General features: G+C 62.3%; 22 protein-coding genes and 1 tRNA gene. 14 read left to right on the top strand and 9 right to left on the bottom strand.

What is annotated here, in order from left to right:
• The first annotated feature begins 9 nt into the window (after window positions 1-9).
• Complete coding sequence (locus KG698_RS09810) at window positions 10-1,047, top strand: FAD-binding oxidoreductase (protein WP_213685395.1); 1,038 nt, start codon at window positions 10-12, stop codon at window positions 1,045-1,047.
• Here the strand turns inward: KG698_RS09810 and KG698_RS09805 are convergent.
• Window positions 1,044-1,595, bottom strand: a complete 552-nt coding sequence (locus tag KG698_RS09805) for an NADPH-dependent FMN reductase (protein ID WP_213685394.1) — start codon at window positions 1,593-1,595, stop codon at window positions 1,044-1,046. The two genes, KG698_RS09810 and KG698_RS09805, sit on opposite strands and share 4 nt — an antisense overlap.
• A 197-nt stretch (window positions 1,596-1,792) precedes the next feature.
• Between KG698_RS09805 and KG698_RS09800 the strand changes: the two genes are divergently transcribed.
• From KG698_RS09800 to leuC, 3 genes are all read left to right on the top strand, one after another.
• Window positions 1,793-2,497 (top strand): ribonuclease activity regulator RraA, encoded by a 705-nt coding sequence (locus KG698_RS09800; protein WP_213685393.1) that lies wholly within the window; start codon window positions 1,793-1,795, stop codon window positions 2,495-2,497.
• 138 nt (window positions 2,498-2,635) lie between these two features.
• The gene (locus tag KG698_RS09795; RefSeq protein ID WP_213685392.1) at window positions 2,636-4,258 is read left to right on the top strand and encodes a thiamine pyrophosphate-binding protein; all 1,623 of its coding nucleotides are present in this window, start codon (window positions 2,636-2,638) and stop codon (window positions 4,256-4,258) included.
• A gap of 398 nt (window positions 4,259-4,656) precedes the next feature.
• Window positions 4,657-6,060 carry a 3-isopropylmalate dehydratase large subunit gene (gene leuC, locus KG698_RS09790; protein WP_213685391.1) on the top strand — a complete coding sequence of 468 codons (1,404 nt, stop codon included), beginning with the start codon at window positions 4,657-4,659 and terminating at the stop codon, window positions 6,058-6,060.
• A gap of 40 nt (window positions 6,061-6,100) precedes the next feature.
• Here leuC and KG698_RS09785 read toward each other — a convergent pair whose 3' ends face one another.
• Window positions 6,101-7,312 (bottom strand): MFS transporter, encoded by a 1,212-nt coding sequence (locus KG698_RS09785; RefSeq protein ID WP_213685390.1) that lies wholly within the window; start codon window positions 7,310-7,312, stop codon window positions 6,101-6,103.
• A gap of 10 nt (window positions 7,313-7,322) precedes the next feature.
• A complete protein-coding gene (locus KG698_RS09780; RefSeq protein ID WP_367114070.1) occupies window positions 7,323-8,468 on the bottom strand; it encodes a HupE/UreJ family protein in 1,146 nt (381 codons plus the stop codon).
• Between the two features lie 3 nt (window positions 8,469-8,471).
• On the opposite strand from KG698_RS09780, the gene KG698_RS09775 reads away from it, so the two are divergent.
• From KG698_RS09775 to KG698_RS09735, 9 genes are all read left to right on the top strand, one after another.
• Window positions 8,472-9,281: a DUF4198 domain-containing protein gene (locus tag KG698_RS09775; RefSeq protein WP_213685389.1), complete on the top strand. Its 810-nt coding sequence runs from the start codon at window positions 8,472-8,474 to the stop codon at window positions 9,279-9,281.
• 66 nt (window positions 9,282-9,347) lie between these two features.
• Window positions 9,348-9,953: a 3-isopropylmalate dehydratase small subunit gene (leuD, locus tag KG698_RS09770; RefSeq protein WP_213685388.1), complete on the top strand. Its 606-nt coding sequence runs from the start codon at window positions 9,348-9,350 to the stop codon at window positions 9,951-9,953.
• A gap of 206 nt (window positions 9,954-10,159) precedes the next feature.
• Window positions 10,160-10,993 (top strand): hypothetical protein, encoded by an 834-nt coding sequence (locus KG698_RS09765; RefSeq protein ID WP_213685387.1) that lies wholly within the window; start codon window positions 10,160-10,162, stop codon window positions 10,991-10,993.
• A gap of 50 nt (window positions 10,994-11,043) precedes the next feature.
• Window positions 11,044-12,027: an endonuclease/exonuclease/phosphatase family protein gene (locus KG698_RS09760; RefSeq protein ID WP_367114069.1), complete on the top strand. Its 984-nt coding sequence runs from the start codon at window positions 11,044-11,046 to the stop codon at window positions 12,025-12,027.
• 88 nt (window positions 12,028-12,115) lie between these two features.
• The gene (gene leuB, locus KG698_RS09755; RefSeq protein ID WP_213685386.1) at window positions 12,116-13,219 is read left to right on the top strand and encodes a 3-isopropylmalate dehydrogenase; all 1,104 of its coding nucleotides are present in this window, start codon (window positions 12,116-12,118) and stop codon (window positions 13,217-13,219) included.
• Between the two features lie 3 nt (window positions 13,220-13,222).
• On the top strand, window positions 13,223-13,966 hold the full coding sequence (locus KG698_RS09750; RefSeq protein WP_213685385.1) for an SDR family NAD(P)-dependent oxidoreductase: 744 nt from the start codon (window positions 13,223-13,225) through the stop codon (window positions 13,964-13,966).
• Between the two features lie 78 nt (window positions 13,967-14,044).
• Window positions 14,045-15,022: a DMT family transporter gene (locus KG698_RS09745; protein ID WP_213685384.1), complete on the top strand. Its 978-nt coding sequence runs from the start codon at window positions 14,045-14,047 to the stop codon at window positions 15,020-15,022.
• Between the two features lie 54 nt (window positions 15,023-15,076).
• A tRNA-Pro gene (locus tag KG698_RS09740) sits at window positions 15,077-15,153 on the top strand.
• 135 nt (window positions 15,154-15,288) lie between these two features.
• On the top strand, window positions 15,289-15,759 hold the full coding sequence (locus tag KG698_RS09735) for a host attachment family protein (protein ID WP_213685383.1): 471 nt from the start codon (window positions 15,289-15,291) through the stop codon (window positions 15,757-15,759).
• Window positions 15,760-15,936: 177 nt separating this feature from the next.
• On the opposite strand, the gene KG698_RS09730 is transcribed toward KG698_RS09735, so the two are convergent.
• Window positions 15,937-16,371 (bottom strand): hypothetical protein, encoded by a 435-nt coding sequence (locus KG698_RS09730; RefSeq protein ID WP_213685382.1) that lies wholly within the window; start codon window positions 16,369-16,371, stop codon window positions 15,937-15,939.
• 220 nt (window positions 16,372-16,591) lie between these two features.
• Here KG698_RS09730 and KG698_RS09725 point away from each other — a divergent pair, with 220 nt between their 5' ends.
• The gene (locus tag KG698_RS09725; RefSeq protein WP_213685381.1) at window positions 16,592-17,338 is read left to right on the top strand and encodes a Crp/Fnr family transcriptional regulator; all 747 of its coding nucleotides are present in this window, start codon (window positions 16,592-16,594) and stop codon (window positions 17,336-17,338) included.
• A 141-nt stretch (window positions 17,339-17,479) separates the two neighbouring features.
• Here the strand turns inward: KG698_RS09725 and urtE are convergent, their stop codons facing one another.
• From urtE to urtA, 5 genes are all read right to left on the bottom strand, one after another.
• The gene (gene urtE, locus KG698_RS09720; protein ID WP_213685380.1) at window positions 17,480-18,175 is read right to left on the bottom strand and encodes an urea ABC transporter ATP-binding subunit UrtE; all 696 of its coding nucleotides are present in this window, start codon (window positions 18,173-18,175) and stop codon (window positions 17,480-17,482) included.
• 3 nt (window positions 18,176-18,178) lie between these two features.
• Window positions 18,179-18,919 (bottom strand): urea ABC transporter ATP-binding protein UrtD, encoded by a 741-nt coding sequence (urtD, locus tag KG698_RS09715; protein WP_213685379.1) that lies wholly within the window; start codon window positions 18,917-18,919, stop codon window positions 18,179-18,181.
• On the bottom strand, window positions 18,916-20,154 hold the full coding sequence (gene urtC / locus KG698_RS09710) for an urea ABC transporter permease subunit UrtC (protein WP_213685378.1): 1,239 nt from the start codon (window positions 20,152-20,154) through the stop codon (window positions 18,916-18,918). The genes urtD and urtC overlap by 4 nt, the downstream gene beginning before the upstream one ends.
• A gap of 4 nt (window positions 20,155-20,158) precedes the next feature.
• Window positions 20,159-22,111, bottom strand: a complete 1,953-nt coding sequence (gene urtB / locus KG698_RS09705; protein WP_213685377.1) for an urea ABC transporter permease subunit UrtB — start codon at window positions 22,109-22,111, stop codon at window positions 20,159-20,161.
• Between the two features lie 65 nt (window positions 22,112-22,176).
• A complete protein-coding gene (gene urtA / locus KG698_RS09700) occupies window positions 22,177-23,454 on the bottom strand; it encodes an urea ABC transporter substrate-binding protein (RefSeq protein WP_213685376.1) in 1,278 nt (425 codons plus the stop codon).
• Between the last annotated feature and the right edge of the window lie 331 nt (window positions 23,455-23,785).

The following is a 23,785-nucleotide window of genomic DNA, read 5'->3' as shown; positions in this document are numbered from 1 at the left end:
GGATTGGCAATGGTCGAGCTAAGGGTCTTTGGGGCCGGTGTTTTCGGCCTCTCCATCGCGTGGGAGGCGGCCCGGCGCGGCGCGCGTGTCGAGGTGGTCGATCCGTTCGGCGTTGCTGCCGGTGCTTCAGGCGGGATCGTGGGGGCGCTTGCCCCGCATGTGCCGGAAAACTGGAACCCCAAAAAGCAGATTCAGTTCGAAAGCCTTGAGATGGCCGAAGGTTTCTGGGCCGAGGTCGCGGCGGCAGGTGGCAGCGATCCGGGCTATGCAAGATCGGGCCGGGTGCAACCCATTCTCGATGACGCGGGCCTTGATTTGGCGCAGGCGCGCGCGGTCACGGCCCAAACCTTGTGGCAAGGCCGCTATCATTGGCGCGTGGTGGCGCAGACCGAGATCGCCGCCCCGATTTCAAGTCCGACGGGCTGGCTGATCCATGATAGCCTATCGGCCCGCATTCATCCGCGCCGCGCCTGCATCGCCTTGGCCGATGCGATCACCGCGCGCGGCGGCTGTATCGTGACCGATGCAAGCCCCACCCCCGCCATCACGCTTTGGGCGACAGGCGCGGCAGGTCTTGCCGCGCTGTCGCAGGCGATGGGCCGCAACATGGGCCAAGGGGTCAAGGGACAGGCAGCCTTGCTTGCGCATGATCTGGGGCGCGCGGCACCGCAGCTATTCGTCGATACGCTGCACATCGTGCCCCATGCCGATGGCACGCTCGCGATCGGGTCCACCTCGGAGAATGACTTCGACGATGCGACCGGCACGGATGAGCAGCTTGACGCGCTGATCGCGCGTGCGCGCCTGCTCTGCCCCGCGCTCTGCGATGCGCCTGTGATTGCGCGCTGGGCGGGTCTGCGCCCGCGCGCCCGGTCGCGCGCCCCGATGCTGGGCATCCATCCGCTTGCGCCGGGGGCTTTCATCGCCAATGGTGGCTTTAAGATCGGCTTTGGCATGGCACCGATGGTGGCGCGGCTGATGGCCGATCTTGTGCTGGAAGGGCGCGATGCGATCCCTGACAGTTTTCGCGTCGCAGCAAATCTTTAGCCTGCCGCCCGCCGGACGGCCGCGGCCCGCAGATCACCCATCAACTCGGCCAAAAGCGCCTGCGCCCGGTCGTTGGTCAGCCGCCCGTTCGCATCGAATTCGCGCTCAGGGGTTGCAATCAGTACCTCGGGGCCGGGAAGCACATGTGCCCTGAACGGGCTCATCGCGTGGCGCATGGTCATCTGGCTGCGCTCGCCGCCTGCGCGCCCTGCTGCCGCCGACATGATCGCTACCGGCTTATCGCGCCATGGCCCGCCCTTGGCGCGGCTCACCCAATCAAGCGCGTTTTTCAACACCCCCGAAAGCGCCTTGTTATATTCCGGCCCCACGATCACCACCGCATCGGCATCGCGGATTTGCTGCGCCAAAAGCTCCACCTCGGTCGGAATGCCCAATTCCTCAAGATCGCCGTCGTAAAGCGGCAGGCGCAGATTGGCATGGATGAAAACAGCCGGATCGAAAAGCCGCGCGGCCTCATGCATTAGCTTGCGGTTCCACGACGCCGCCCGCAGCGAACCGCATATGCCCAAAAGCGTCAATTCCGACATGCCCTACCCCGTGTTCTCCGCCTTGCTTGCACGGTCATCTAACCCGCTCCATGGCGATGTCCAATCGCGAAAGCCCCTGCGCGAAGTCGCACAAACCGGACCCACAACAACGGCCCCATTACCGGGATTGCGGATGGTGCTTTCGGGCGCCCAAGACCTTCCGTAAGATGCAACCTATTCACTGCTCAGGAGGCAACATGTCACTCGACCCCACCATCATCGCAACGCTCAAGGGTGTTTCGACCGCGACCCTGACCACCATCCTTTTGAAAAAGGGTCTGCGCAATGTTTGGCTGCGCGGGTCGGTGCCAATCCGGACAGGGCAACCGCGCTTGGTCGGGCGTGCCTTTACCCTGCGCTTTGTGCCTGCACGCGAAGATTTGGCGACACCGGCAAGCTGGGCCTCGCCCATTTCGACCCGCGCCGCGATCGAGGCGATGCCCGAGGGCTGCATCGCCGTGGCCGATGCGATGGGCGTCACTGATGCGGGAATTTTCGGTGATATCTTGTGCAACCGCATGGTGCAGCGCGGTGTGGCTGGTCTGATCACCGATGGTGTCGTGCGCGATGCGGCGGGTGTGCTGTCCACGGGCCTGCCCGTCTGGTGCCGTGGCGTGGCGGCACCGCCCTCGGTCGCGGGGCTGACATTTGTCGGCTGGCAAGAGCCCATCGGATGCGGCGGTGTCGCGGTGTTTCCCGATGATGTAATCGTCGTCGACGATGATGGCGCGGTGCTGATCCCGCAAGCCCTGCTTGCCGAGGTGGTGGCCGAATCCCCCGAGCAAGAGCGCATGGAAGGCTGGATCATGACCGAGGTTGATCGCGGTGTGCCCCTGCCCGGTCTCTACCCGATGAACGAAGAGACCAAGGCCCGCTATCAAGCGTGGAAAGACGCGCAGTAAACGCAGAAAATCACCCCGCGCCCATTTCTCGGCGCGGGGTCGCAACCTTTGCTTTGCTACCCGCCCATGTCCCAAGCTGGACATTCCACCCGCCCATCGGTCAAATCCCGCCGCAAGCATCCATATCGGGAGAGGCACATGTCCAAGCGCCACGGTGGCAAGATCCTCGCTGATCAATTGGCGATCAACGGTGTGACGCGCGTTTTCTCGGTGCCGGGCGAAAGCTTTCTGGCAGCGCTTGATGGGCTTTATGATCACGCGATCCAGAACATCGTCTGCCGCCAAGAGGGTGGGGCCGCCATGATGGCCGAGGCGCATGGCAAGCTGACCGGCCAGCCGGGTGTACTCTTCGTGACCCGTGGACCGGGGGCCACCAATGCTGCCTCGGGCCTGCATGTCGCGATGCAAGACAGCACGCCCATGGTGGTTTTCGTGGGCCAAGTCGCCCTTGCCGACCGAGATCGCGGTGCCTTTCAAGAGTTGGATTATCGCCGCTTTTTCAGCCCCTTGGTGAAATGGGTGGCCGAGGTCGAGACGACCGCGCGACTGCCGGAATATATCAGCCGCGCCTTTCAGATCGCGCAAGCGGGCCGTCCCGGCCCGGTGGTGCTGGCCTTGCCCGAAGATATCTTGTCGGCCATGGCCGATGTGCCAGATCTCGCCCCCGCCCAACCCGCGATGGCCACGGTTGACCCCGTGTGCGCAAAGGCGCTTTTGTCCCGGCTCTTGACCCATGCGCGTCCGATGATCGTGGTCGGCGGCCCCGGCTGGAGCGCGCAGGCGCAGGCCGATCTCGAAGCGCTGGCGACGGCCACCGGCCTGCCTGTTGCCGTGACCTTCCGGCGTCAGGATTATATCGACAATGCGCATCCCAATTTCATCGGTGATCTGGGCGTGGGCATGAACCCCAAGCTTGCCCAACGCCTGCGCGATGCCGATGCGCTGTTGGTCTTGGGCGCGCGCATGGGCGAGACAGCGACCAATGGCTACACGCTGCTCGACCCTTCCGCACCGGGCAAGACGATCTTGCATATCCATCCCGACCCCGATGAGATCGGCAGCGTCTATCAACCAAGCGACAGCCTCGTGGCATCGGCCCCCGCTTTTCTTGCCGCCCTGCGAGGCGCAAACGGGCAATTCACAAATCCCGATTGGATGCATGCGGCGCGCGCCGATTACACGGCATGGCAGGTGCCCCAAGACACACCCGGCGCGGTCAAGATGGAACAGGTCGTGCGCCAGATTTCCGACCGGTATGCCGGGCGCGCGCTTTTCACCAATGGCGCGGGTAACTACGCCGCCTTCGTGCATCGCTACACGCGCTATCATGGCTACCGTACCCAGGTCGCACCGACTTCGGGGTCGATGGGCTATGGGCTACCTGCTGCCATCGCGGCAAAACTGGCCCATCCAGACCGGCCGGTGATTTGCTACGCGGGCGATGGCTGCTTGCAAATGACCCTGCAAGAGCTGTCGACTGCGCGGCAATTCGGCGTCGATATCACCGTGATCATCGCCAATAACGGCCGCTACGGCACGATCCGGATGCATCAAGAAAATCACTATCCCGGCCGCGTCTCGGGGACAGAGCTGTTCAACCCTGACTATGTGCAATTGGCCGCCGCCTATGGTGGCACCGGGCATTTGGTTACCGCGATGGATCACCTCGGCCCGGCGCTTGACGCCGCCGACCGGGGCGGTCTGCACCTGATCGAGCTGCGCCTTGACCCAATGATGCTCTCGACCACCAGATCACTGTGATCATCTTTGCTTTCCAAATACTCCGGGGGAGTCGCCAAAGGCGACGGGGGCAGCGCCCCCTCACCTAAAGATCGCCGCCTCTGGCGGCGGGGGCAGCGCCCCCTTCCTTAAAGATCGCCGCCTTTGGCGGCGGGGGCAGCGCCCCCTCACTTAAAGATCGCCGCCTTTGGCGGCGGGGCCAAAAGGAATGCGCCAGAGGCGCCCCATTGGATCACGCCCTTGCAAGCGGGCGGGCGGCCCAGTAGATCAAGATGCGATGACAGGGTTTTTCAACATATCGGATCGGGCGCGCCTGCCTTGGCGCTTTCACGGTGCGCGCCGGTCGCGGTTGGGCGGGCTTTGACGGCCATAGCTTGCGCTGACCTCCGATATTTCCCGCTACCAAGGATGCTGACACGATGACCGGCAAGACACTCTACGACAAGATCTGGGATGCCCATCTCGCCCATGAGGCTGAGGATGGTACCTGCCTGCTTTATATCGACCGCCACCTCGTGCATGAGGTCACAAGCCCGCAGGCCTTTGAGGGGCTGCGCATGACCGGCCGCAAGGTCCGCGCACCCGACAAAACCATCGCTGTGCCCGATCATAACGTGCCCACGACGCCGGGCCGCGAAAACCCCGACCAGATGCCCGAGGAAAGCCGCATCCAAGTCGCAGCGCTCGATAAGAACGCGCGCGATTTCGGCATTCACTACTATCCGGTCAGCGACATCCGTCAGGGCATCGTGCATATCGTTGGCCCCGAACAGGGCTGGACGCTGCCGGGCATGACGGTGGTCTGTGGCGACAGCCATACCGCGACGCATGGTGCCTTTGGCGCGCTGGCCCATGGGATTGGCACGTCGGAGGTCGAGCATGTCTTGGCCACGCAAACGCTGATCCAAAAGAAATCGAAGAACATGAAGGTCGAGATCACGGGCAAACTTGCGCCCGGTGTGACGGCCAAGGACATCACGCTTTCGGTGATCGGTCTGACCGGCACAGCGGGCGGCACGGGATATGTGATCGAATATTGCGGTCAGGCGATCCGCGACCTCTCGATGGAGGGGCGCATGACCGTGTGCAACATGGCAATCGAGGGCGGCGCGCGTGCTGGCCTCATCGCGCCGGATGACAAGACCTATGAATACGTCAAGGGCCGCCCCCATGCGCCGAAAGCGGCCCAGTGGGAAGCGGCACTTGCGTGGTGGAAGACGCTTTATTCCGACGATGACGCGCATTGGGACAAGGTCGTGACCATTCGCGGCGAAGATATCGCGCCTGTGGTCACTTGGGGCACCTCGCCCGAGGATGTGCTGCCGATCACGGCCAGCGTGCCCGCGCCCGAGGATTTCAAGGGCGGCAAGGTTGATGCCGCCAAGCGCTCGCTTGATTACATGGGGCTTCAGCCCGGCACGCGCCTGCAAGATGTGGAGATCGACACGGTCTTCATCGGCTCTTGCACCAACGGTCGGATCGAGGATCTGCGGGCTGCGGCCGAGATCCTGAAGGGTCGCAAGATCGCCGTGAAGCGGGCGATGGTCGTGCCGGGTTCCGGCCTTGTGCGCTTGCAGGCGGAGGAAGAGGGTCTGGCCGATATCTTCAAGGCGGCGGGCTTTGAGTGGCGGCTTGCGGGTTGCTCCATGTGCTTGGCCATGAACCCCGACCAATTGCAGCCGGGTGAGCGCTGTGCTGCGACCTCCAACCGCAATTTCGAAGGCCGTCAGGGTCGCGGTGGCCGCACCCATCTGATGAGCCCCGCGATGGCCGCAGCCGCCGCAGTCACCGGCCGTCTGACCGATGTGCGCGAATTGATGTGATGGATTTGAGGCGGGTGCCCTTAGGGGTGCCCGCCTTCCCTTAGGATGCCCGCACGATCCTGCGCATGACGGGCAGCATCGCCAGCGATAGCCCAAAACACCACAGCGCCATTGCGCCCGCTTGCTGTGGCACGCTTATGCCGGCGTCGATGATGACACCGCCCATGCCCGGCCCAAGTGCGGTCGAGACGACAAGCACGGCACTTGCCACCGCGCGCACCGATCCGATGTGGTTCGTGCCATAGGTCGCGGGCAAAAGCGTACCCCAGACGGTGTTGGTCATGCCTTGGGTCACACCGATCAGGCCGACGCCAAGGATCCAGCCCGCCGGTGTCGCGCTCATCCCGATCAGGGCGATCCCCACCCCCATGGGCAGCAGCGCAAGCGGCAAAAGCCGGGCCGGGCCGAAACGGTCCGCGACCCAGCCCGCCACAAAGGCCGCCGCCACCTCGGACAGCGCCCATGCCGGATAGGCGGGTGCCATGGCGACCAGCGTCCAGCCCTTGATCTCGGCCACATGAACTTGGTGAAAGAAGACGACCGTGCCGACATAGCCCGGCGTCAGCATGAGCGGCACCAACCCCCAAAAGAGCCAGTGGCGCAGCGCCTCGCGCCTGTGCCAGTGCCGCCCCCCAAGGCCGGGCGCGCCGATCATGCCGCCAAGGCCGCCTTGCGGGGCGCGGTCTTGTCTCAGCAAAAAGACCAGCAGCGGCAGAATGAACAGCAACAAGATCGCGGCGACCACTAGCCAACTCATGCGCCAGCCGATCCAGCCCATCAACAAAACCGCCGGAAGCGGCAAAAGGATTTGGCCGGTGGTGTAGCCCAGATTGGCGATGGCCATCGCGCGGCCGCGCGTGGTGACGAACCAGCGCGCCATGGCTGTTTGCTGGATATGGCTGAACATGCCTTGGCCGCAAAAGCGCAACAAAAACACAGCGATGCCAAGGGTCCAGATCGTCTGCCCCAGCGCCATCAGCACCGCCGCCCCGGCAAAGGCGATGGCCACCATCGGTGCCAGCCGCGACAATGCCACGGTGTCGGCCCATCCGCCCCGCCCGAAAAGCAATGCCGCCGAACTCAGCGTCGCGGCGGTATAGATCAACCCCCATTGCCCGTCGCTCAACCCGAATTCTGCCCGGATTTCACCGGCAAAAAGTGCGATGAACCATGTATGGCCAAGGCAGGCCCCGAAGGCGAGCAATAGGCCTGTGCCAAGCCAACGCCTGTTCTCGGCCAGAAAGCTCAGCATTTTGGGTGGCTCACAATAGCGTTCGCTCCACCACCCAATAGGCGCCGATGGCGGCGATCAGCAGCGAGGCGGGGATTGCGATGACCTGCCTGTACCAGCTACGCGAGATTGCCCAGCCCGTGGCGGCAAATGCCATGGCGATCACGGTCAGTTGCCCGAACTCGACCCCGATATTGAAACCGATCAGCGCTTGCACGAAGCGGCCCGAGGCGATGCCGTAATCGCCCAACACGCTGGCAAAGCCCAAGCCATGCAAAAGCCCCAAGCCAAAGACAAACGCCGCGCGCCCCTTAATGTTGCGCCGCCCGATGATGTTCTCGACACCCACATAGACGATCGAGGCCGCGATCAAGGGCTCGACGATACTGGCGGGTATCTTGACCACCCCGGTCGCGGCGAGGGCCAGCGTGATGGTATGGGCCAGCGTGAAGGCCGAGACCTGCCACAAAAGCGGGCCCATCCGCGTGGCAAAGAAATAAAGGCCCAGCACGAACAAGATGTGATCAAGCCCCAAGGGCAAGATATGCTCGAACCCCACGACGATGTATCGCAAGAACACTGCGCCCGCGCTTTCGGTCAAAATACCCATGCGCGGCAGGGGGGGTGTCATCTCACCACCGTTGAGAAACCCCTCATAAGCATCGTCGCCGCCGCCCATCTGGCGCGGCACAAAGCTGCCGTAACCCGGCGCAAGCCCAAGGCTGACGCCCGCGTCACCCGGCGGCAGGGCGGCGGTGATGGTCAATGTGCTGTCGCGCGGCAGTTCCAGATCGCCGGGGGCAGGGATCATCACGGCGGCGATCTCGGGTGTGAGCGCCGCGCCTTCGACATCGATCAAGAAACCTTGGGCGATGCGCGGCCATTCGGCGCGCAGCATCGCCTCGAGCTGGTCTGCCGACATGGCACGTAGACTGTCGTAGATCGCGGCCTCGGGTGCGTCATTGGTATCTTGCACGCTGGCCAGATCGATGCCCGCCAGCAAGGTCTCAAGCGTGATGCGCAGCGTTATGGTGACGTCTTCTGCGCCGATTTCGATATCGGCAATGGTGGGGCGTATCTCATGGGCTTGCGTCGCTGACGCGAGGGTCATCGCCATGGCTATTGACATCGCGCAGGCGCGCAGCAGGTTCATGATCGACATGGGAAAAGGTGCCACCTTATGAAAACGCTCAAAATCATTGGCACAATCGCCCTCTTGGCGCTTGCTGGCAAGGGTGTGTTCGCCCATGAGTTTTGGATCGATCCCACGGCCTTTGTCGTGGCGCCAGATGCGATGCTCGCCGCTGATTTGCGGGTGGGTGAGGCCTATCGCGGTGGGCCACAACCCTATTTGACGCAAAGCTTCACGCGTTTCGAGATTGTCCAGAATGGCAATACGCGCCCGGTCACGGGGCGGCTTGGCAATATTCCGGCACTTCAAATGGGCGATCTGTCCGAGGGTCTTGCGGTGATCGTGCATGAAACCACGGGCCAAATGCTGACTTGGACGGGCTGGGATCGGTTCTTGGCCTTTGCCGACCACAAGGATCTGGGCGATGTCACCGCGATGCAGGCTGCGCGCGCCCTCGACCAAATAGATGTGACAGAGGTTTATATCCGCTACGCCAAATCGCTGGTCGCAATGGGTGATGGTGCAGGTGCGGATGCGCGGATGGGCCTGCGCACTGAATTCGTGGCGCTGACAAACCCTTACCGCGATGATCTGACCACGGGCTTTGCCGCGCAGCTTTGGCTTGATGACGCACCGCGCGCCGATGTGCAGGTCGAGGTTTTCGCCAAAGACCCCGATGGGGTGGTGACGGTCAGCCTTTATCGCACGGATGCGGAGGGGATCGTGCGCCTGCCGGTTGCGGCGGGCATGCGCTATATGATCGACGCCGTGGTCCTCGAAGCGGTCGCGCCCATGCAACCGGGCGATCCCGAATGGCGCACGCTATGGGCAAACATGACCTTTGGTGTGCCAGACTAAGCCGCGCGTCTTGCTGTCGCCGGGGTGAGCGGCTAAAGCATCCCCGACCCTGCGAGGAGACGACCGATGGACAAGTTCACCACCCTGACCGGCATCGCCGCACCGCTGCCCCTGATCAATGTCGACACCGACATGATCATCCCCAAGCAGTTTCTCAAGACGATCCAACGTTCCGGGCTTGGTAAGAACCTGTTCGACGAAATGCGCTATACAACCGATGGGGCCGAGATCGCGGATTTCGTGCTCAACAAGCCCGCCTATCGCAATGCCCAGATCCTTGTGGGCGGCGATAACTTCGGCTGTGGCTCATCGCGCGAACACGCGCCTTGGGCCTTGTTGGATTTCGGCATCCGCTGCGTGATCGCACCAGCATTTGCCGACATTTTCTACAATAACTGCTTCAAGAACGGCATCTTGCCGATCGTCTTGCCGCAAGAGATCGTCGATCAATTGATGGAAGATGCGCAAAACGGCGCGAATGCGACGCTGACGGTCGATCTTGAGAACCAGACCATCACACGCCCCGATGGCCAGACCGTCGCCTTTGAGGTCGATGCTTTCCGCAAGCATTGCTTGCTGAACGGTCTCGACGATATCGGCCTGACGATGGAAAAATCCGCCGCAATCGAAAGCTTCGAGACCAAGGCGGCACAAGATCGCCCTTGGGTCTGATCGGCGCCATCCGCGCTGTGTGATGCAAACAAGCGACACCCGCCCCGCGAATGGGGCGGAATTATGGCAAATTGGCACCACGATTCTTGTCAGCCGGTCCAGCTTTGGGCACTTTGCCGTCAAAAGAATGCTTTCAATGCGTGATCTTAAGCATGTGAGAGCAATAATGGCGGGTCCAATCTCGCCTTTTTGAGGTAGAGTGCGTGTTGTCCAATTTTCTGGGCGCTGTTTTGCGTGCGGCCATTGTTTTTTTGGTGGTGGCGATGCCATCCTTGGTGCTTCCGGGAACCACCCCGGAGGGGGCCGAGCTTGTGATCTTGTTGGCCCTTGTGCTGGCCATCTTCACCGCGATTGAATATTCCGCTCTCTATCCGGCAATGATCGAGTTTCGCGATGCGCCGCCCTTTAACCGGCTGCGCCTTTTCTCGCTGGCGTTCATGCTGCTGGCGCTCAGCCTTGTGGCCAGCGGTGAAAATGACGCGCCACTTGTGATCGTGCTCAACGCGCTGGGTGCGGTGTTTGGTCAAATGCTCGACACCTTGGGCAGCCCGATGACAGCAATCATCGGGTACTTGCCTGCGGATGGGGCGGTCATGCCTGCGACGCAATTCAAGGCGATGGCCGGGCTTGCCCTGTTCATCGCGCTTGCGGCGCTGAGCATCTTTGCCGTCATGTTACGCTTGCAAAAATGGCCTGATCCGGCGCGTGCGTTCAATGTATGGATCAATCTGCCGACCTTTGACCCGACAGCGGGCGGAGATGTGATCAATCGCTTGATGCGTGACGCGCGCGTTAACGCAATCTTAGGGTTTATCATCGCATTTATTCTTCCAAGTGCTGGGCTCATGGTTTTTGACCATGTCGATATTCGTATCCTGACGTCGTTGCATGGCTTGGTCTGGGGGATCGTGCTTTGGATGTTTCTTCCGCTCAGCATGTTCATGCGCGCGCTGGCAATGGCCCGGATCGCGGCCATGATCCGCGACCAACGCGCCAGATTGGTCACGCGTGTCGCGGCGGATGGCGCGCAACTGGCCTGATTGTCAGCCTCATTCTGCTCATTTCCGCCCCCGCTTCCCGGGCAGATGTCGTGCGGTTTGCCACCTTTCACACCCAGCTTAGCCGGGCTGGACCGGGGCTTTTGCTGCGGGATCTGCGGCGTGGCGATGATGCGCAGATTGCCGCCACCATCGCGGTCATCGTGGCCGCAGGTGCCGATATCGTCTTGTTGCAAGATATCGATTTCGATGCCGAAGCCGCCGCGCTTGATGCCTTGGCCGATGCCTTGGCGGCAAACGGTGCGCCCTATCCCTATCGGTTAAGCCTCAGGCCCAATACCGGCTGGCCAACGGGTGTCGATATCGACGGCGATGGGCGCGCGCACCGTGCGCGCGATGCGCATGGCTATGGGCGCTTCAACGGCCAAGGTGGGATGGCGCTGTTGTCGCGCTATCCGATTGGCGCGGTCCGCGATTTCAGCGCCTTTCTTTGGGCCGATCTGCCCGAGAGCCGCGCGCCCTTGGTGCTCAGCCCCGAGGCTTTGGCCGTGTTGCGCTTGGCCACGGTCGCGGCTTGGGATGTCGCCATCGATCTGCCCGGTGGTCCGTTTCACATCCTGGCCCTGCACGCAGGACCACCTGTTTTCGACGGGCCAGAGGATCGCAATGGCCATCGCAACGCTGATGAGCTGCGCTTTTGGCAGCTTTATCTCGATGGTTGGTCCCCCGATGGCGCGGCGTTTGCCGCGACACGCTTTGCCGTGATCGGCACCCTCAACCTTGACCCGGACAAGGGTGAGGGGCGGCGCGATGCACTGCGCGCGCTGCTGGATCATCCGATGCTGCAAGACCCGGTGCCACTGCGCCCCGGCGGTGGTTCTGAAACCGCCGATTGGCCCGAGCCTGTACCGGGCGATTTGCGTGTGGATTACATCTTGCCCGCCGCGCACCTTGTCGTGCGGGATGCAGGGGTGCTTTGGCCTTTGGACGACACCGGCCCGCTGTCGCCCCAGATCGCGGCGCTGGCCTCGGATCATCGGTTGGTTTGGGTCGATATCGCCAACTTACCACGGTGATCTGCCGCGCCTGCGCATTGCCCTTCCTTGACGCCCCACTGCCGCAACGCTAGGCCGTAGCGACGCATTCAACCAAGGGACAGCGCCCATGACCAATCGTTCACTCCTCATCCTTCCCGGCGACGGGATCGGCCCCGAAGTCATGGCCGAGGTGCGCAAGGTCATTGATTGGTTTGGCACCCGTGGCATCACCTTTGATGTCTCCGAGGATCTGGTGGGCGGCTGCGCCTATGACGCACATGGCACGCCCTTGACCGACGCCACCATGGCCCGCGCGCAAGAGGTTGACGCCGTTTTGCTGGGTGCTGTCGGTGGGCCGAAATACGATGTGCTCGATTTCAGCGTAAAGCCAGAGCGTGGGCTGTTGCGCCTGCGCAAAGAGATGGACCTTTACGCCAACCTGCGCCCGGCGCAGTGCTTTGACGCGCTGGCCGATTTCTCGTCCTTGAAAAAGGATGTGGTCGCGGGTCTTGATATCATGATCATCCGCGAGTTGACCTCGGGCGTCTATTTCGGCGAGCCGCGCGGCATCTTCAAAGAAGGCAATGAGCGCGTGGGCATCAATACCCAGCGCTACACCGAATCCGAGATTGCCCGTGTCGCGCGCTCGGCCTTTGAGCTGGCGCGCAAGCGCGGCAACAAGGTCTGCTCGATGGAAAAGGCCAATGTGATGGAATCGGGCGTGCTGTGGCGCGATGTGGTTCAAGAAATCCACGACGCCGAATACGCGGACGTGGAACTGTCGCATATGTATGCCGATGCAGGCGCGATGCAGCTGACCCGCTGGCCCAAGCAGTTTGACGTCATCGTGACCGACAATCTGTTCGGCGATCTGTTGTCCGATCTGGCCGCGATGCTGACCGGCTCGCTTGGCATGTTGCCCTCGGCCAGCCTTGGCGCACCGATGGAAAATGGCCGGCCCAAGGCGCTTTATGAGCCGGTCCATGGCTCGGCCCCCGATATCGCGGGTCAGGGCAAGGCAAACCCGATTGCCTGTATCCTGAGTTTCGCGATGGCGCTGCGCTATTCCTTTGATCTTGGGGCCGAGGCCGAGCGGCTGGAGACGGCCGTCAACGCCGTGCTGGCCGATGGTCTGCGCACCGCCGATCTGATGGGGCCGGAGGGCGGATCGCCTGTTTCGACGGCACAGATGGGCGATGCCATCGTCGCCAAGCTGGCGGCCAGCATCTAAGCCATGAAGACGGCGCTGGTCACAGGGGCGGCGCGGGGCATCGGCCTTGCGACCACGCGTCTTTTCCTCGAGCAAGGCTGGCGCGTGGTCATGGTTGACCGCGACGCCGACGCCTTGGCCGAGGCCGCGGGCCAAGCACAGGCGCAAGCGATCTGCGCCGATGTCTCGATCCCCGAGGATGTGGCCCGCATCGTGACCGAGGCGGGGTTGGACGGCGGATTACACGCGCTGGTCAACAATGCGGGTGTGGCTGATTTCGGTCCGATCGAAGAGACGGGCTTTGAGCGGTGGCGGCGGGTGATGGAAACGAACCTTGATGGTGTGTTCCTGATGACCCAAGCCCTGACTCCAGCGCTGCGCGCAGGGCGGGGGGCCATCGTCAATATCGCCTCCATCTCGGGCTTGCGCGCCTCGACGCTGCGGGTGGCCTATGGCACCTCAAAGGCGGCGGTGATCCAGTTGACCAAGCAGCAGGCGGTTGAGATGGGCGAGCATGGTATCCGCGCCAATTGCGTCTGCCCCGGCCCCGTGCGGACCAAGCTTGCCATGGCGGTGCATAGCCAAGAGATCATCGACGCCTATCATGACGCCATCCCGCTCAACCGCTACGGATCAGAGCGCGAGATTGCCGAGGCGATCACCTTTCTTTGTTCAGACAGGGCCAGCTACATCACGGGCCAAACGCTGGCCGTCGATGGCGGGTTCGAGGCCACCGGCGTAGGCCTTCCGGCGCTGCGCCAGCCATAGGGTTGCGCGATCCATCCCCCTTGCGCGACGCGATGGGGCTGGTATCGCTAGAGTTGAAACAGACATCGGGAATGGGCCATGGCCGTCGATAAAGCGACCCAATTGCGCGGTGTTGCCCTCGCCCTTGCATCCTTTGCGATCTACGCCACCCATGATGTGTTGATCAAATATCTGGGCGGGATCTATTCCCCCTTTCAGATCGTGTTTTTCAGCGTCCTTTTCGGGTTTCCGATGATGGCGCTGTTCTTGATACGCGATGCGCAGGGTTCATCGCTCAGGCCGGTGCATCCCTTCTGGATGACGCTGCGCACCGCGATCATCGTGGTGAACGCAGCGACGGCCTTTTACGCCTTTGCCGTCCTGCCTTTGGCGCAAACCTATGCGATCTTGTTTGCCGCCCCCTTGCTGATCACGCTTTTGGCCATCCCCATGTTGGGTGAAAGGGTGGGGCTTCGGCGCGGGGCGGCGGTGGGTATCGGCCTGTGCGGTGTGATTATCGTGTTGCAGCCGGGTGTGACGGACTTCAACCTTGGGCATCTTGCGGCGCTTGTCGCTGCGGTGTGCAGCGCGATGAACGCCGTGATCATGCGCAAGATCGGCGGGGCCGAGCGGGCGGTGGTGCTGTTGCTTTACCCGATGATTGCCAATGTCGTGGTGATGGGGGCGGCGCTGCCCTTTGTCTATCGCCCCATGCCGGGTCTTGATCTTCTCGCGGCTGCGATCATCGCGGCCTTTGCCTTGATCGCCACATGGCTTTTGATCTTGGCCTATCGGATGGCACCGGCGGCCAAGGTCGCCCCGATGCAATATTCCCAGATCATCTGGGCCACGATCTTTGGCGCGCTGTTTTTCAACGAGGCGCTGGAATGGAGCACCGCATTTGGCACAGCCGTGATTATCGCCTCGGGGATCTACATCGTCTTCCGCGAGGATCGCGGCGGTGTCTCGGCCACAACGCCCGTCTTGCGTAGCCGGGGGCGCGTCGTCCCCTCGGCGATGCCGCCTGCATCGCTTGGGGCGCAAGACACCCCATCGCCCGACAACACCCCCCGCTAGCCGTATTGGACCCCTTGCAAAGCCCACGCCCCTTGGGTAAGCCGCGCCCACGGTCGGAGTGTAGCTCAGCCTGGTAGAGCACTGTCTTCGGGAGGCAGGGGTCGGAGGTTCGAATCCTCTCACTCCGACCAAATTTTCCAATCATGCTTCACGGACGCCTCGCGCTTGACGGGTATCAATGCGCCCGGCCTTTGCCACGTTAGCTTGTGTGGGAATGGGCGCGGGCCTTGGCCTTGTGCCACTATCTGGCGTGGGGCGCGGGTAAGATGAAGATTGAACATGGCACTTGGGTGATTGTCGCGGATGGGGCGAAGTATCTCGCCATGCGCAATATCGGGGATGCGGTTTCTTTGCAGCTTGAGGTCGTGGCGCAAGAGACAAGCGATCAACCGGCAGCGCGTGATCTTGCCTCGGACCGTCCGGGGCGACGCAATGATGCAAGCCGCGCCACGCCGGGCGGGGTCGCGTCTTGGGGCAAAAGCGCGATGGAGCAAACCGATTGGCACGCGCGCGCCGAGATGGATTTTGCGACAGGGCTAGCGAAACAACTGGGCGAATGGGCCGCGGCCAATCGGTTTGATAAGCTGGTCGTGATCGCCGCACCGCAAACGCTTGGGCATTTGCGCGCTGCGTGGGACCAAAGCGTTGCCGCGTTGATCATCGCCGAGATCGACAAGGATCTGACGGGCCTTCCCGTGCCGCGGATCGAAACCGTCATCACGGGGATCGAGGCGTAAGCCTGTCGCGCAGCGCGCGCCGCTTTGTCCAGCCGATCCAGATTTGTCTCAATCCCAGCGCCACAAGGCCTGCCACCGCCGCAAGCCCAAGCTCGTATCAAGCGCTATCGCCACGGCATCGGGCGACATCGCATGGGCGGGAATGCCATCTATTTGCGGTCAGAGCATCGGATGCATCTAGACCGGTGTTGCGTGCCGTGTCTGGGTGATGGCCTTGGTGCGTTTCTCGGTCTCTTGCAGAATCTCTTCGGCGGCTTCGCTTTCGGCGGTCACGATCCGCCCGGTGCAATGGGCGCAAAGGCTCATCCAATGCTGCATATCTTCGGTCATGCGTTCAAAAGAATGGCGCTGCCATTCTGAGATCGCTTGCATGGCTGCGGCGGGTTCTGGTGTTTTCCCGTTCATCTCGCCCAAGATATCCAAGGCCGAGCGCACGGCTGCGCGGCGGCGCGCGTACCATGCGTTGCTATAGGCCTCCGCCTCGTCGAGGACGCCATCTTGCGCGCGCCAGAACTTCTCGAGTTGCGGCGCCCATGAAGGGTTGAGCGCCATCATCCCCTGCATCTGCTTCATCATATCGGTGACGCGTGGTGTGAGGTCTTTCTTGGGCACGGCGCTTTCTCCCTTTTCGAAATGCGTTCTGTCTTTCTGGCCTGGCTTTAACGGACGCGCGTTAACCCAGGTTATCGGCGGGCGATCATGCGCGTAAATCAGCCCCTCTTTGGCGGTACGAGCGGCATCGCGCGTTTGCGTGTCGTCAATGCAAGGCAAGGCGTGCTGGCATTTGGTCGGACGAGAGATGTCAGCGGCGACCTGATGGGGTGATTACGCGATGGAACATGCGCCATGGTCCAAAAACGGCCATCCGGTTGCGGCCTATTGGAACATGGGCTGCCCGAATGCCAATGCCGCCTTTGCAGAGTTAATCCGTGTCTCGCGCCGCGATATGCGCGCGCGTTGCGTGATGCAGCTTGCCAGCGAAAGGGCGCGCCATGTGTTCTTGCCTTTCGCGGGGTGGTTAGTGGCGGCCAAAGTCGATCCAGATGGCGCGCGCCAGATCGTCGATTTCGTGCTGCCCGGCGATGTTTTCGATCCGGCGACGGCAAGTACAGCAATCGCCGCCGTTGATGTGGCGGCAGTGGACAATGTGCAGCTTGCAATGATCCCGCGCAAAGCGTGGCATGGCTATCTGGAGACGCATCACGCGGCATGGGCGTTGTCTGTCCGCCAAACTGCGGCTGGATATGGGCGCATGGCCGAGCGCATGCTGCGCTTGGGCAAAAGCAGCGCCGAGACCCGTATTGCCTATGCGATTTGCGAGCTGTGCTTGCGCGCCGACCCCTTCGGTCTGGTTGCAGATCGCGCCTTTCACCTGCCGCTGACCCAACAGGTCTTGGGCGAATACGTCGGGCTGTCCTCGGTCCATGTCAACCGCACCATCCGCGCGATGGCACGGGCGGGTGTATTGGATTATCACGGCCAGCTTGAGGTCATCATCCATGATCTGGCAGCACTTGCCGCAATGGCGCAGATCGATCCGGCGGAGTTGCGCGCCGCGATCATCCCATCGCCGGGGTAAGGCGCGAGTGCTGGAAAATGGCGCTGTCCTGTGCGGGTGCAATCGCGCGATACTGCGATTCGATGCGACCCTCAGCAATCGCACCCATGCCGATCACCAAAACCCGTTCTGCGTTTGCATGTCCGCATGCATGCGGCCCGTTCAAATCGCGACTTGGGCAAAGATATCTTGCCGTGTCACATCAGCCGCGCGCGCAGACAGCACCACGCGCCCCCGGTTCAGCACGCAAAACCGGTCAGCCAGCCCATAGGCAAAGTCGAAATACTGCTCGACCAGCACGATGGCGATCTCGCCCTCGTCACGCAGCAAGGCGATGACCTTGCCGATCTGCTTGATGATGTTGGGCTGGATGCCTTCCGTCGGCTCATCAAGCAGCAAGACGCGGGGCCGTGCGATCAGCGCACGCGCGATGGCAAGCTGTTGTTGCTGGCCACCTGACAGATCGCCGCCGCGCCGGTTCTCCATCTGTTTGAGGACGGGGAAAAGATCATAGATGCGGTCGGGGATGCGGCGGTCGCTCGTGGGTCGACAGGCAAAACCCGTCTGCAAATTCTCGGTCACGGTCAACAGCGGAAAGATCTCGCGCCCTTGCGGGACATAGGCGATACCCGCGCGCGCGGCCTGCACCGCCGTGGCCTGACCCAAGGGCTTGCCGTCAAGCGCGATACTGCCGCCTGAATGGGGGTGGCGGCCAGCGATGGCGCGCAAAAGGCTGGTCTTGCCCACGCCATTGGTGCCCATCACCGCCGTCACCGATCCGGGGCTGGCCGTGACCGACACGCCATGCAGGATTTGCGAGCCGCTGTAATGCAGCGAAAGGTCCGTCACATCGAGCATGTTTTAACGCCCCAGATAAACATCGATCACCTGTTGGTTCTTGGTGACATGATCAAGCGAGCCTTCGGCCAGAACCGACCCCTCATGCAGCACGGTCACCCGGCAATCGAGGCGGCGGATGAATTCCATATCATGTTCGATCACCATCACCGCCCGCGTCTGCGCCGCGCGCTTGAGCAAGTCGGTGGTGTGTTCCCGCTCTGATGGCGTCATGCCGGCGGCGGGTTCATCGACGAGCAATAGCCGCGGATCTTGTGCAAGAAGCATCCCGATTTCCAGCCATTGCTTTTGCCCATGGCTCAGGTCTCCCGCCCGGTCGTCAAGGCGCTCGGTCAGGCCGATCTCATGGGCCAGTTCAGTGATGCGCTGGTGATCCTGCGCGGTTGCCCGCCAGATCAGCACCGCGAAGGGGCCGCGCTTGTTGCGCACGGCCATCGACAGGTTGGCGCGCACGCTTTGATCTTCGAACACGGTGGGTTTTTGGAACTTGCGCCCGATGCCTGCGCGCGCGATCTGGCTTTCGGACAGGCGCAAAAGGTCGATCTGCCGCTCGCCCCACAAGACCTGTCCGCTATCGGGCCGGGTCTTGCCGGTGACGATATCCATGAAGGTGGTCTTGCCCGCACCATTGGGGCCGATCACCGCGCGCAATTCCGGCTCACCGATCGAGAGCGACAGATTGTTGATCGCGCGAAACCCATCGAAACTGACCGAGACATCGCGCACTTCGAGCAGGGTCATCATGGCGCTTTCCTCACGATCTTGTCGAATAGCCCGCCGATGCCCTTGGGAAAGAACAGCGTGACCGCCACAAAGCCAAGGCCCAGAAACACCAGCCACCAATCGGCCCACATCAGGCGGAACGCCCCGATCTCGATATTGGGCGCGCCGCCGCCCGTCAGCCAGCTTGACAAGAGCGAGACGGTGGCAGCCCCAATCACCGCACCGTAAAGCCGCCCGCGCCCGCCGATGGCCACCCAGACGGCAAGGTAGATCGAGGCGATGGGGGCAAGCTCGGCGGGGTTGATGATGCCCGCTTGCGGGTAATAAAGCGCGCCCGCGATGGCTGAGATGATGGCCGTAAGCGTAAAGACGAACAGCTTGTAGCCCTCGACATTGTAGCCAAGAAAGCGCACCCGCGCCTCGTTGTCGCGAATGGCGCGGATGACCGAGCCGAACTTGCCCGACACGATCCAAGCAAAGAGCAGATACCCCAAGCCGAGCGCCAAGGCCGAGGCCCAGAGGAACCACACCGCCAACACCGCTTGCGGTATATCAAACAGACCGGGGATGTTCTGAAGCCCTGACAGCCCGTTGTTGCCGCGCAGCCCCGTGTCGTTCTGGAAAAGGTACAGCGCCAAGGCGAGCGTCATAGCTTGCGTCAGGATCGACAGGTAAACGCCTGTTACCCGGCTGCGGAACGCGAGCCAGCCAAAGACCAGCGCAAGTAGCCCCGGCACCAATACGACCAGCGCCAATTGCGCGGGCAGCGAATGGGCAAAGCTCCAGATCAGGGGCAATTCCGAACTGCCCACGACACCGAAGATCTGGGCCGCGACCGCTTCGGACAATTCCGCTTCGGTAGGTGGCAGCACGGCACCCGTCAGGCTCTCGCGGATGACGATCTCGGTGCGCGCATACATCAGCCACATGCCGATGGCGTAACCGCCCAGCCCGAAAAACGCGAAATGCCCAAGGCTCAGGATACCGCAATAGCCCCAGACCACATCCATCGCGATGGCGATCAGGCACAGGCACAGCGTCATCCCAAGGATCTTGACCATGGAGGTCGAAAGCGCGCCGATCCCCAGCCCTTCGGACAGCACGCTGACGATCAGGGTAAAGATCGTCAAAAGCCCCAGAAACCACGGGATGGATGGGTTCTCGCGCAGGAATCCGCGCCGGGGGGGCGGTGTTTGCGTCCCTTGGGCCAAGATCGGGGCTGTGGCGGCAACGGGGGGGCGGTTGATCAGCGTCATGGCATCATTCCCCCGCCGCGCGGCCCTTGAGGGCGATGATGCCCCTTGGCCGGAACTGGATGAACAGGATGATGAACAGCACCATATAGGTTTGGGCCGCCAGCGTATTGGACGGGTTGAACCATTCGATCCCCTTCTGCAGGAAGCCGATCAGCCCCGCGCCGGCCAGCGTGCCCCAGACATTGCCGACACCGCCCACGACCACGGTCATGAAGCTTTGCACGATGTAATTGGCCCCCATTTCCGATGTGACCTGCGCGTAAAGCCCGATGGCCACACCCGCGACCCCCGCAATCCCCGAGCCAAGGCCGAAGGTCAGCATGTTGATGCGGTCGGGGTTGATGCCCATGCTTGCCGCCATGCCGGGGTTTTGTGTCACTGCCCGCACCTCCAGCCCCAGCCTTGTGCGTTTCAGCATCACCAAAAGCGCCACCAGAAAGATCAGCGCCAGTACAAAGATCGCCACCCGGATCGTGCTAATCGAGACCACATCATTCAGGCTGATGGCACCCGCCAGCCAATCGGGGGCGGTCAGCGGCCGGGCCTGTGTGCCGAAGATGTTCTTGGCCATTTGCTGCAGCGCGATGGAAATGCCAAAGGTCGCAAGCAGCGTTTCCAAAGGGCGCGTGTAAAGGTGGCGGATCACCAGCCGCTCCATCGCCACACCGGCGGCAAAGGCCACGGCAAAGGCAAGCGGCAAAGCGATGATCAGGCTGACGGTATAGTCGGGGATCATGGTCTGGACGACATAGCCCGTATAGGCGCCCATCATGATGAACTCGCCATGCGCCATGTTGATCACACGCATGACGCCAAAGGTGATCGCAAGCCCAATGGCCGCGAGGAAAAAGATCGAGGCCAAGGAGAGCGCATCAAGCGAGATGGCAAGCCATTGAAAAAGCCGCAGCCGCGTGTCGGTTTGCTCAATCGCGGCACGCGCAGCGTCGGTCAATGTCGCGTCGGGTTCAAGATAGGCATCGAAGAAAGCGTATCCGGCAAGGCTTTGGTCAATATCGGCCTCGCTCACCAGTGGCGGCACCAGACCTTGGGCCACAAGCGCATCATAGGCCGCAAGCCGGGCTGATGGGTCGGACATGCGATGTGTCGGAAGCCCGCCCACCATCCCATCGGCCACATGGGCCAAGAGCCCGTCGCGGATGCTGTTACGGTCAGCGCGCGCGGGCGCAAGGCTTGCTGCGACCAGACGGTCATAGGCGTCCTCGCGGCTGAGGTCTTGGCCGGGGATCAAGACGCGCGCAATATTGCGATCTTGCGGCAGGCTGGGGGCAATGCCCGGCTCGGTGGCAAGGATCTGGTTCAGCGCGCGCCGTGCCTCGGTCGAGACATCGCCGGAAAGGCCCGCGATCGCCGCGATCCGCGTTGCGGTCTCGGTTGCGAAACGCGCATTGAGCAGATCAAGCAAGCGTTCCTTGCGGATGCGGATATCGGTATCGGGTTCATCGGGGATCGATGCTGCGAGAAGCGCGATCTGTTCGGCATCCGGGCTGCGCCCAATCGCCTCGAGTGCGGCCAAGCGGCGGGCGGGGTCGGGGGCCGAAAGCTCGAAGCGGACCAGTGCGGCCCCGATCTCGCGGCGCACACCGGCGTTAGGGCGGATCGCGGTCACATCGCGGCTGCCGACGCGGGCGGCCTCAAACCCGCTGTCCACATCGATCAGGGCCAGTTGGCGCCCCTCCACCTCGGTTGCGTAGTAGAAAAGACCGGTCTGCGGCTCTTCGATCACGGTGCGATCTTGCCATTGGCGCAGGAATTCATCGGTGCCCGGCGCATCTGCGGCCATGAGTGCGGCGATGACTTGGCCGACCGTCCCGCGCGACGGGTTGGCGATATCGGCCCGGTTTGCCTGTAGCACATCTTGCAGCGGGGTTTGTGCCGCCAGCGGTGCAGCTAGCGCAAAGGCCAGACACAGGGGCAAGAGGCGCGCGAAAATCGACATGGAAGAAAGCCTTGCGAGGGGTCGGGGGGATGCGCGCACCAAAGCCCGCGCATCCCCTGATCAGCTCAGTAGTTCGAAGTCAGCTGAACACAGGTTGATGTCGCGGTGTCATACATGCCGCAGCCCAGCGTTTCCCAATCCGAGGTCAGCGTCGCGCTTTCGGTCAGGAAGGGCGTCCATGCCTCACCCGGCACTTCGGTTGTCTGGCTGATGATGTCGAACTGACCATCGGCGCGGATTTCGCCGATCAACACGGGCTTGGCGAGGTGATGGTTCGGCAACATGACCGAGGTGCCGCCGGTCAGGTTCGGGAACTCTTGGCCCCACATCGCCGCGCGCACGGCATCCACATCGGTGGTGCCTGCTTCGGTCATGGCATTTACCCACATATTGAAGCCGATATAGTGCGCCTCCATCGGGTCGTTGGTGGGCCGTGCTGTGTCACCGATGAAGGCGTGCCATGCCGCGATGAAGGCTTCGTTCTCGGGGGTGTCGGCCGACATGAAGTAGTTCCACGCCGCCAAATGCCCCACAAGCCGCGAGGTATCGAGGCCCGAAAGCTCTTCCTCACCGACTGAGAAGGCGACCACGGGGATGTCATCGGCGCTCACGCCTTGGGCGGCAAGTTCGGTGTAGAAACCGATATTGGCATCGCCATTGATGGTCGAGATCACGCCGACCTGCTCGCCGCCGGCACCCAGTGCCACCACATCTGACACGATGGTCGACCAGTCGCTATGCCCGAAGGGGGTATAATTGACGAAGATGTTCTCGGGCGCGATGCCTTTGCTTAGCAAATAAGCCTCGAGGATTGCGTTGGTCGTGCGGGGATAGACGTAATCGGTGCCGAGAAGCGCAAAGCTCGTCACGCCCAGTTCTTCAAGGTAGTAATCAACCGCCGGGATCGCTTGTTGGTTGGGGGCGGCGCCTGTGTAGAACACATTGCGCGAGCTTTCTTGCCCCTCGTACTGGACCGGGTAGAACATCAGCCCGTTGAGCTCTTCGAGCACTGGCAGAACCGATTTGCGGCTGACCGATGTCCATGCCCCGAAGATCACATCGACCTCGCTTACGGTGAGCAATTCACGCGCGCGCTCGGCGAACAGCGGCCAGTCCGAGGCCGGATCGACGACAATCGGCTCGATCTGACAGCCCAAAAGCCCGCCGGCGGCATTTTGCTGTTCGATGAGCATCAGCATGACGTCGCGCAGCGTGGTTTCCGAGATTGCCATGCTGCCCGAAAGCGAATGCAAAACACCCACTTTGATGGGGCAATCAGCCAAGGCAGGGGTCGAGAGCAACGTGAGCGCAGTTGCCGATGCGAGGAGAGGTTTGAATGCCATGATACGCAGTTTCCTTGGATCGCGCTGCGCGTCACGGGTGCGAAGCCTTGCATTTGCAAGTGTTTCGCGCCATCTGGATCGGGCAGCAGTTCATGTTGTGACTGCCCGGCTGTTTCTTTCTTGCACGATTGGCGCAGCCGGGCGGTGTTCGCGCCGGGCATGTCCCGGCGAGGCCAAGCTGTTGACCTCTGCGGGCGATCAGCAAGCCCCAGACCTTTGGAAACGCGCCATGACGGCGGACCATTGATCTTGCTGCATCTTTATTGGGCAGGTTGGGCGCTGTTGGTCAAAAATCTGGCGTCAGCTAATGTGGCGCACCGGCTTTGGGGTC

Source organism: Roseicyclus sp. (assembly GCF_018402035.1).
Lineage (GTDB): Bacteria > Pseudomonadota > Alphaproteobacteria > Rhodobacterales > Rhodobacteraceae > Roseicyclus.
The sequence above is the reverse complement of the archived record's forward strand: the minus strand, read 5'-3'. Positions and strand labels throughout refer to the sequence as shown.

Bases quoted from the DNA above. Each gene is read 5' to 3' on its own strand.
- KG698_RS09810 (WP_213685395.1), top strand. From the start codon at position 10: ATGGTCGAGCTAAGGGTCTTTGGGGCCGGTGTTTTCGGCCTCTCCATC.
- KG698_RS09805 (WP_213685394.1), bottom strand. From the start codon at position 1,595: ATGTCGGAATTGACGCTTTTGGGCATATGCGGTTCGCTGCGGGCGGCG.
- KG698_RS09800 (WP_213685393.1), top strand. From the start codon at position 1,793: ATGTCACTCGACCCCACCATCATCGCAACGCTCAAGGGTGTTTCGACC.
- KG698_RS09795 (WP_213685392.1), top strand. From the start codon at position 2,636: ATGTCCAAGCGCCACGGTGGCAAGATCCTCGCTGATCAATTGGCGATC.
- leuC (WP_213685391.1), top strand. From the start codon at position 4,657: ATGACCGGCAAGACACTCTACGACAAGATCTGGGATGCCCATCTCGCC.
- KG698_RS09785 (WP_213685390.1), bottom strand. From the start codon at position 7,312: ATGCTGAGCTTTCTGGCCGAGAACAGGCGTTGGCTTGGCACAGGCCTA.
- KG698_RS09775 (WP_213685389.1), top strand. From the start codon at position 8,472: ATGAAAACGCTCAAAATCATTGGCACAATCGCCCTCTTGGCGCTTGCT.
- leuD (WP_213685388.1), top strand. From the start codon at position 9,348: ATGGACAAGTTCACCACCCTGACCGGCATCGCCGCACCGCTGCCCCTG.
- leuB (WP_213685386.1), top strand. From the start codon at position 12,116: ATGACCAATCGTTCACTCCTCATCCTTCCCGGCGACGGGATCGGCCCC.
- KG698_RS09750 (WP_213685385.1), top strand. From the start codon at position 13,223: ATGAAGACGGCGCTGGTCACAGGGGCGGCGCGGGGCATCGGCCTTGCG.
- KG698_RS09745 (WP_213685384.1), top strand. From the start codon at position 14,045: ATGGCCGTCGATAAAGCGACCCAATTGCGCGGTGTTGCCCTCGCCCTT.
- KG698_RS09735 (WP_213685383.1), top strand. From the start codon at position 15,289: ATGAAGATTGAACATGGCACTTGGGTGATTGTCGCGGATGGGGCGAAG.
- KG698_RS09725 (WP_213685381.1), top strand. From the start codon at position 16,592: ATGGAACATGCGCCATGGTCCAAAAACGGCCATCCGGTTGCGGCCTAT.
- urtE (WP_213685380.1), bottom strand. From the start codon at position 18,175: ATGCTCGATGTGACGGACCTTTCGCTGCATTACAGCGGCTCGCAAATC.
- urtD (WP_213685379.1), bottom strand. From the start codon at position 18,919: ATGATGACCCTGCTCGAAGTGCGCGATGTCTCGGTCAGTTTCGATGGG.
- urtC (WP_213685378.1), bottom strand. From the start codon at position 20,154: ATGACGCTGATCAACCGCCCCCCCGTTGCCGCCACAGCCCCGATCTTG.
- urtB (WP_213685377.1), bottom strand. From the start codon at position 22,111: ATGTCGATTTTCGCGCGCCTCTTGCCCCTGTGTCTGGCCTTTGCGCTA.
- urtA (WP_213685376.1), bottom strand. From the start codon at position 23,454: ATGGCATTCAAACCTCTCCTCGCATCGGCAACTGCGCTCACGTTGCTC.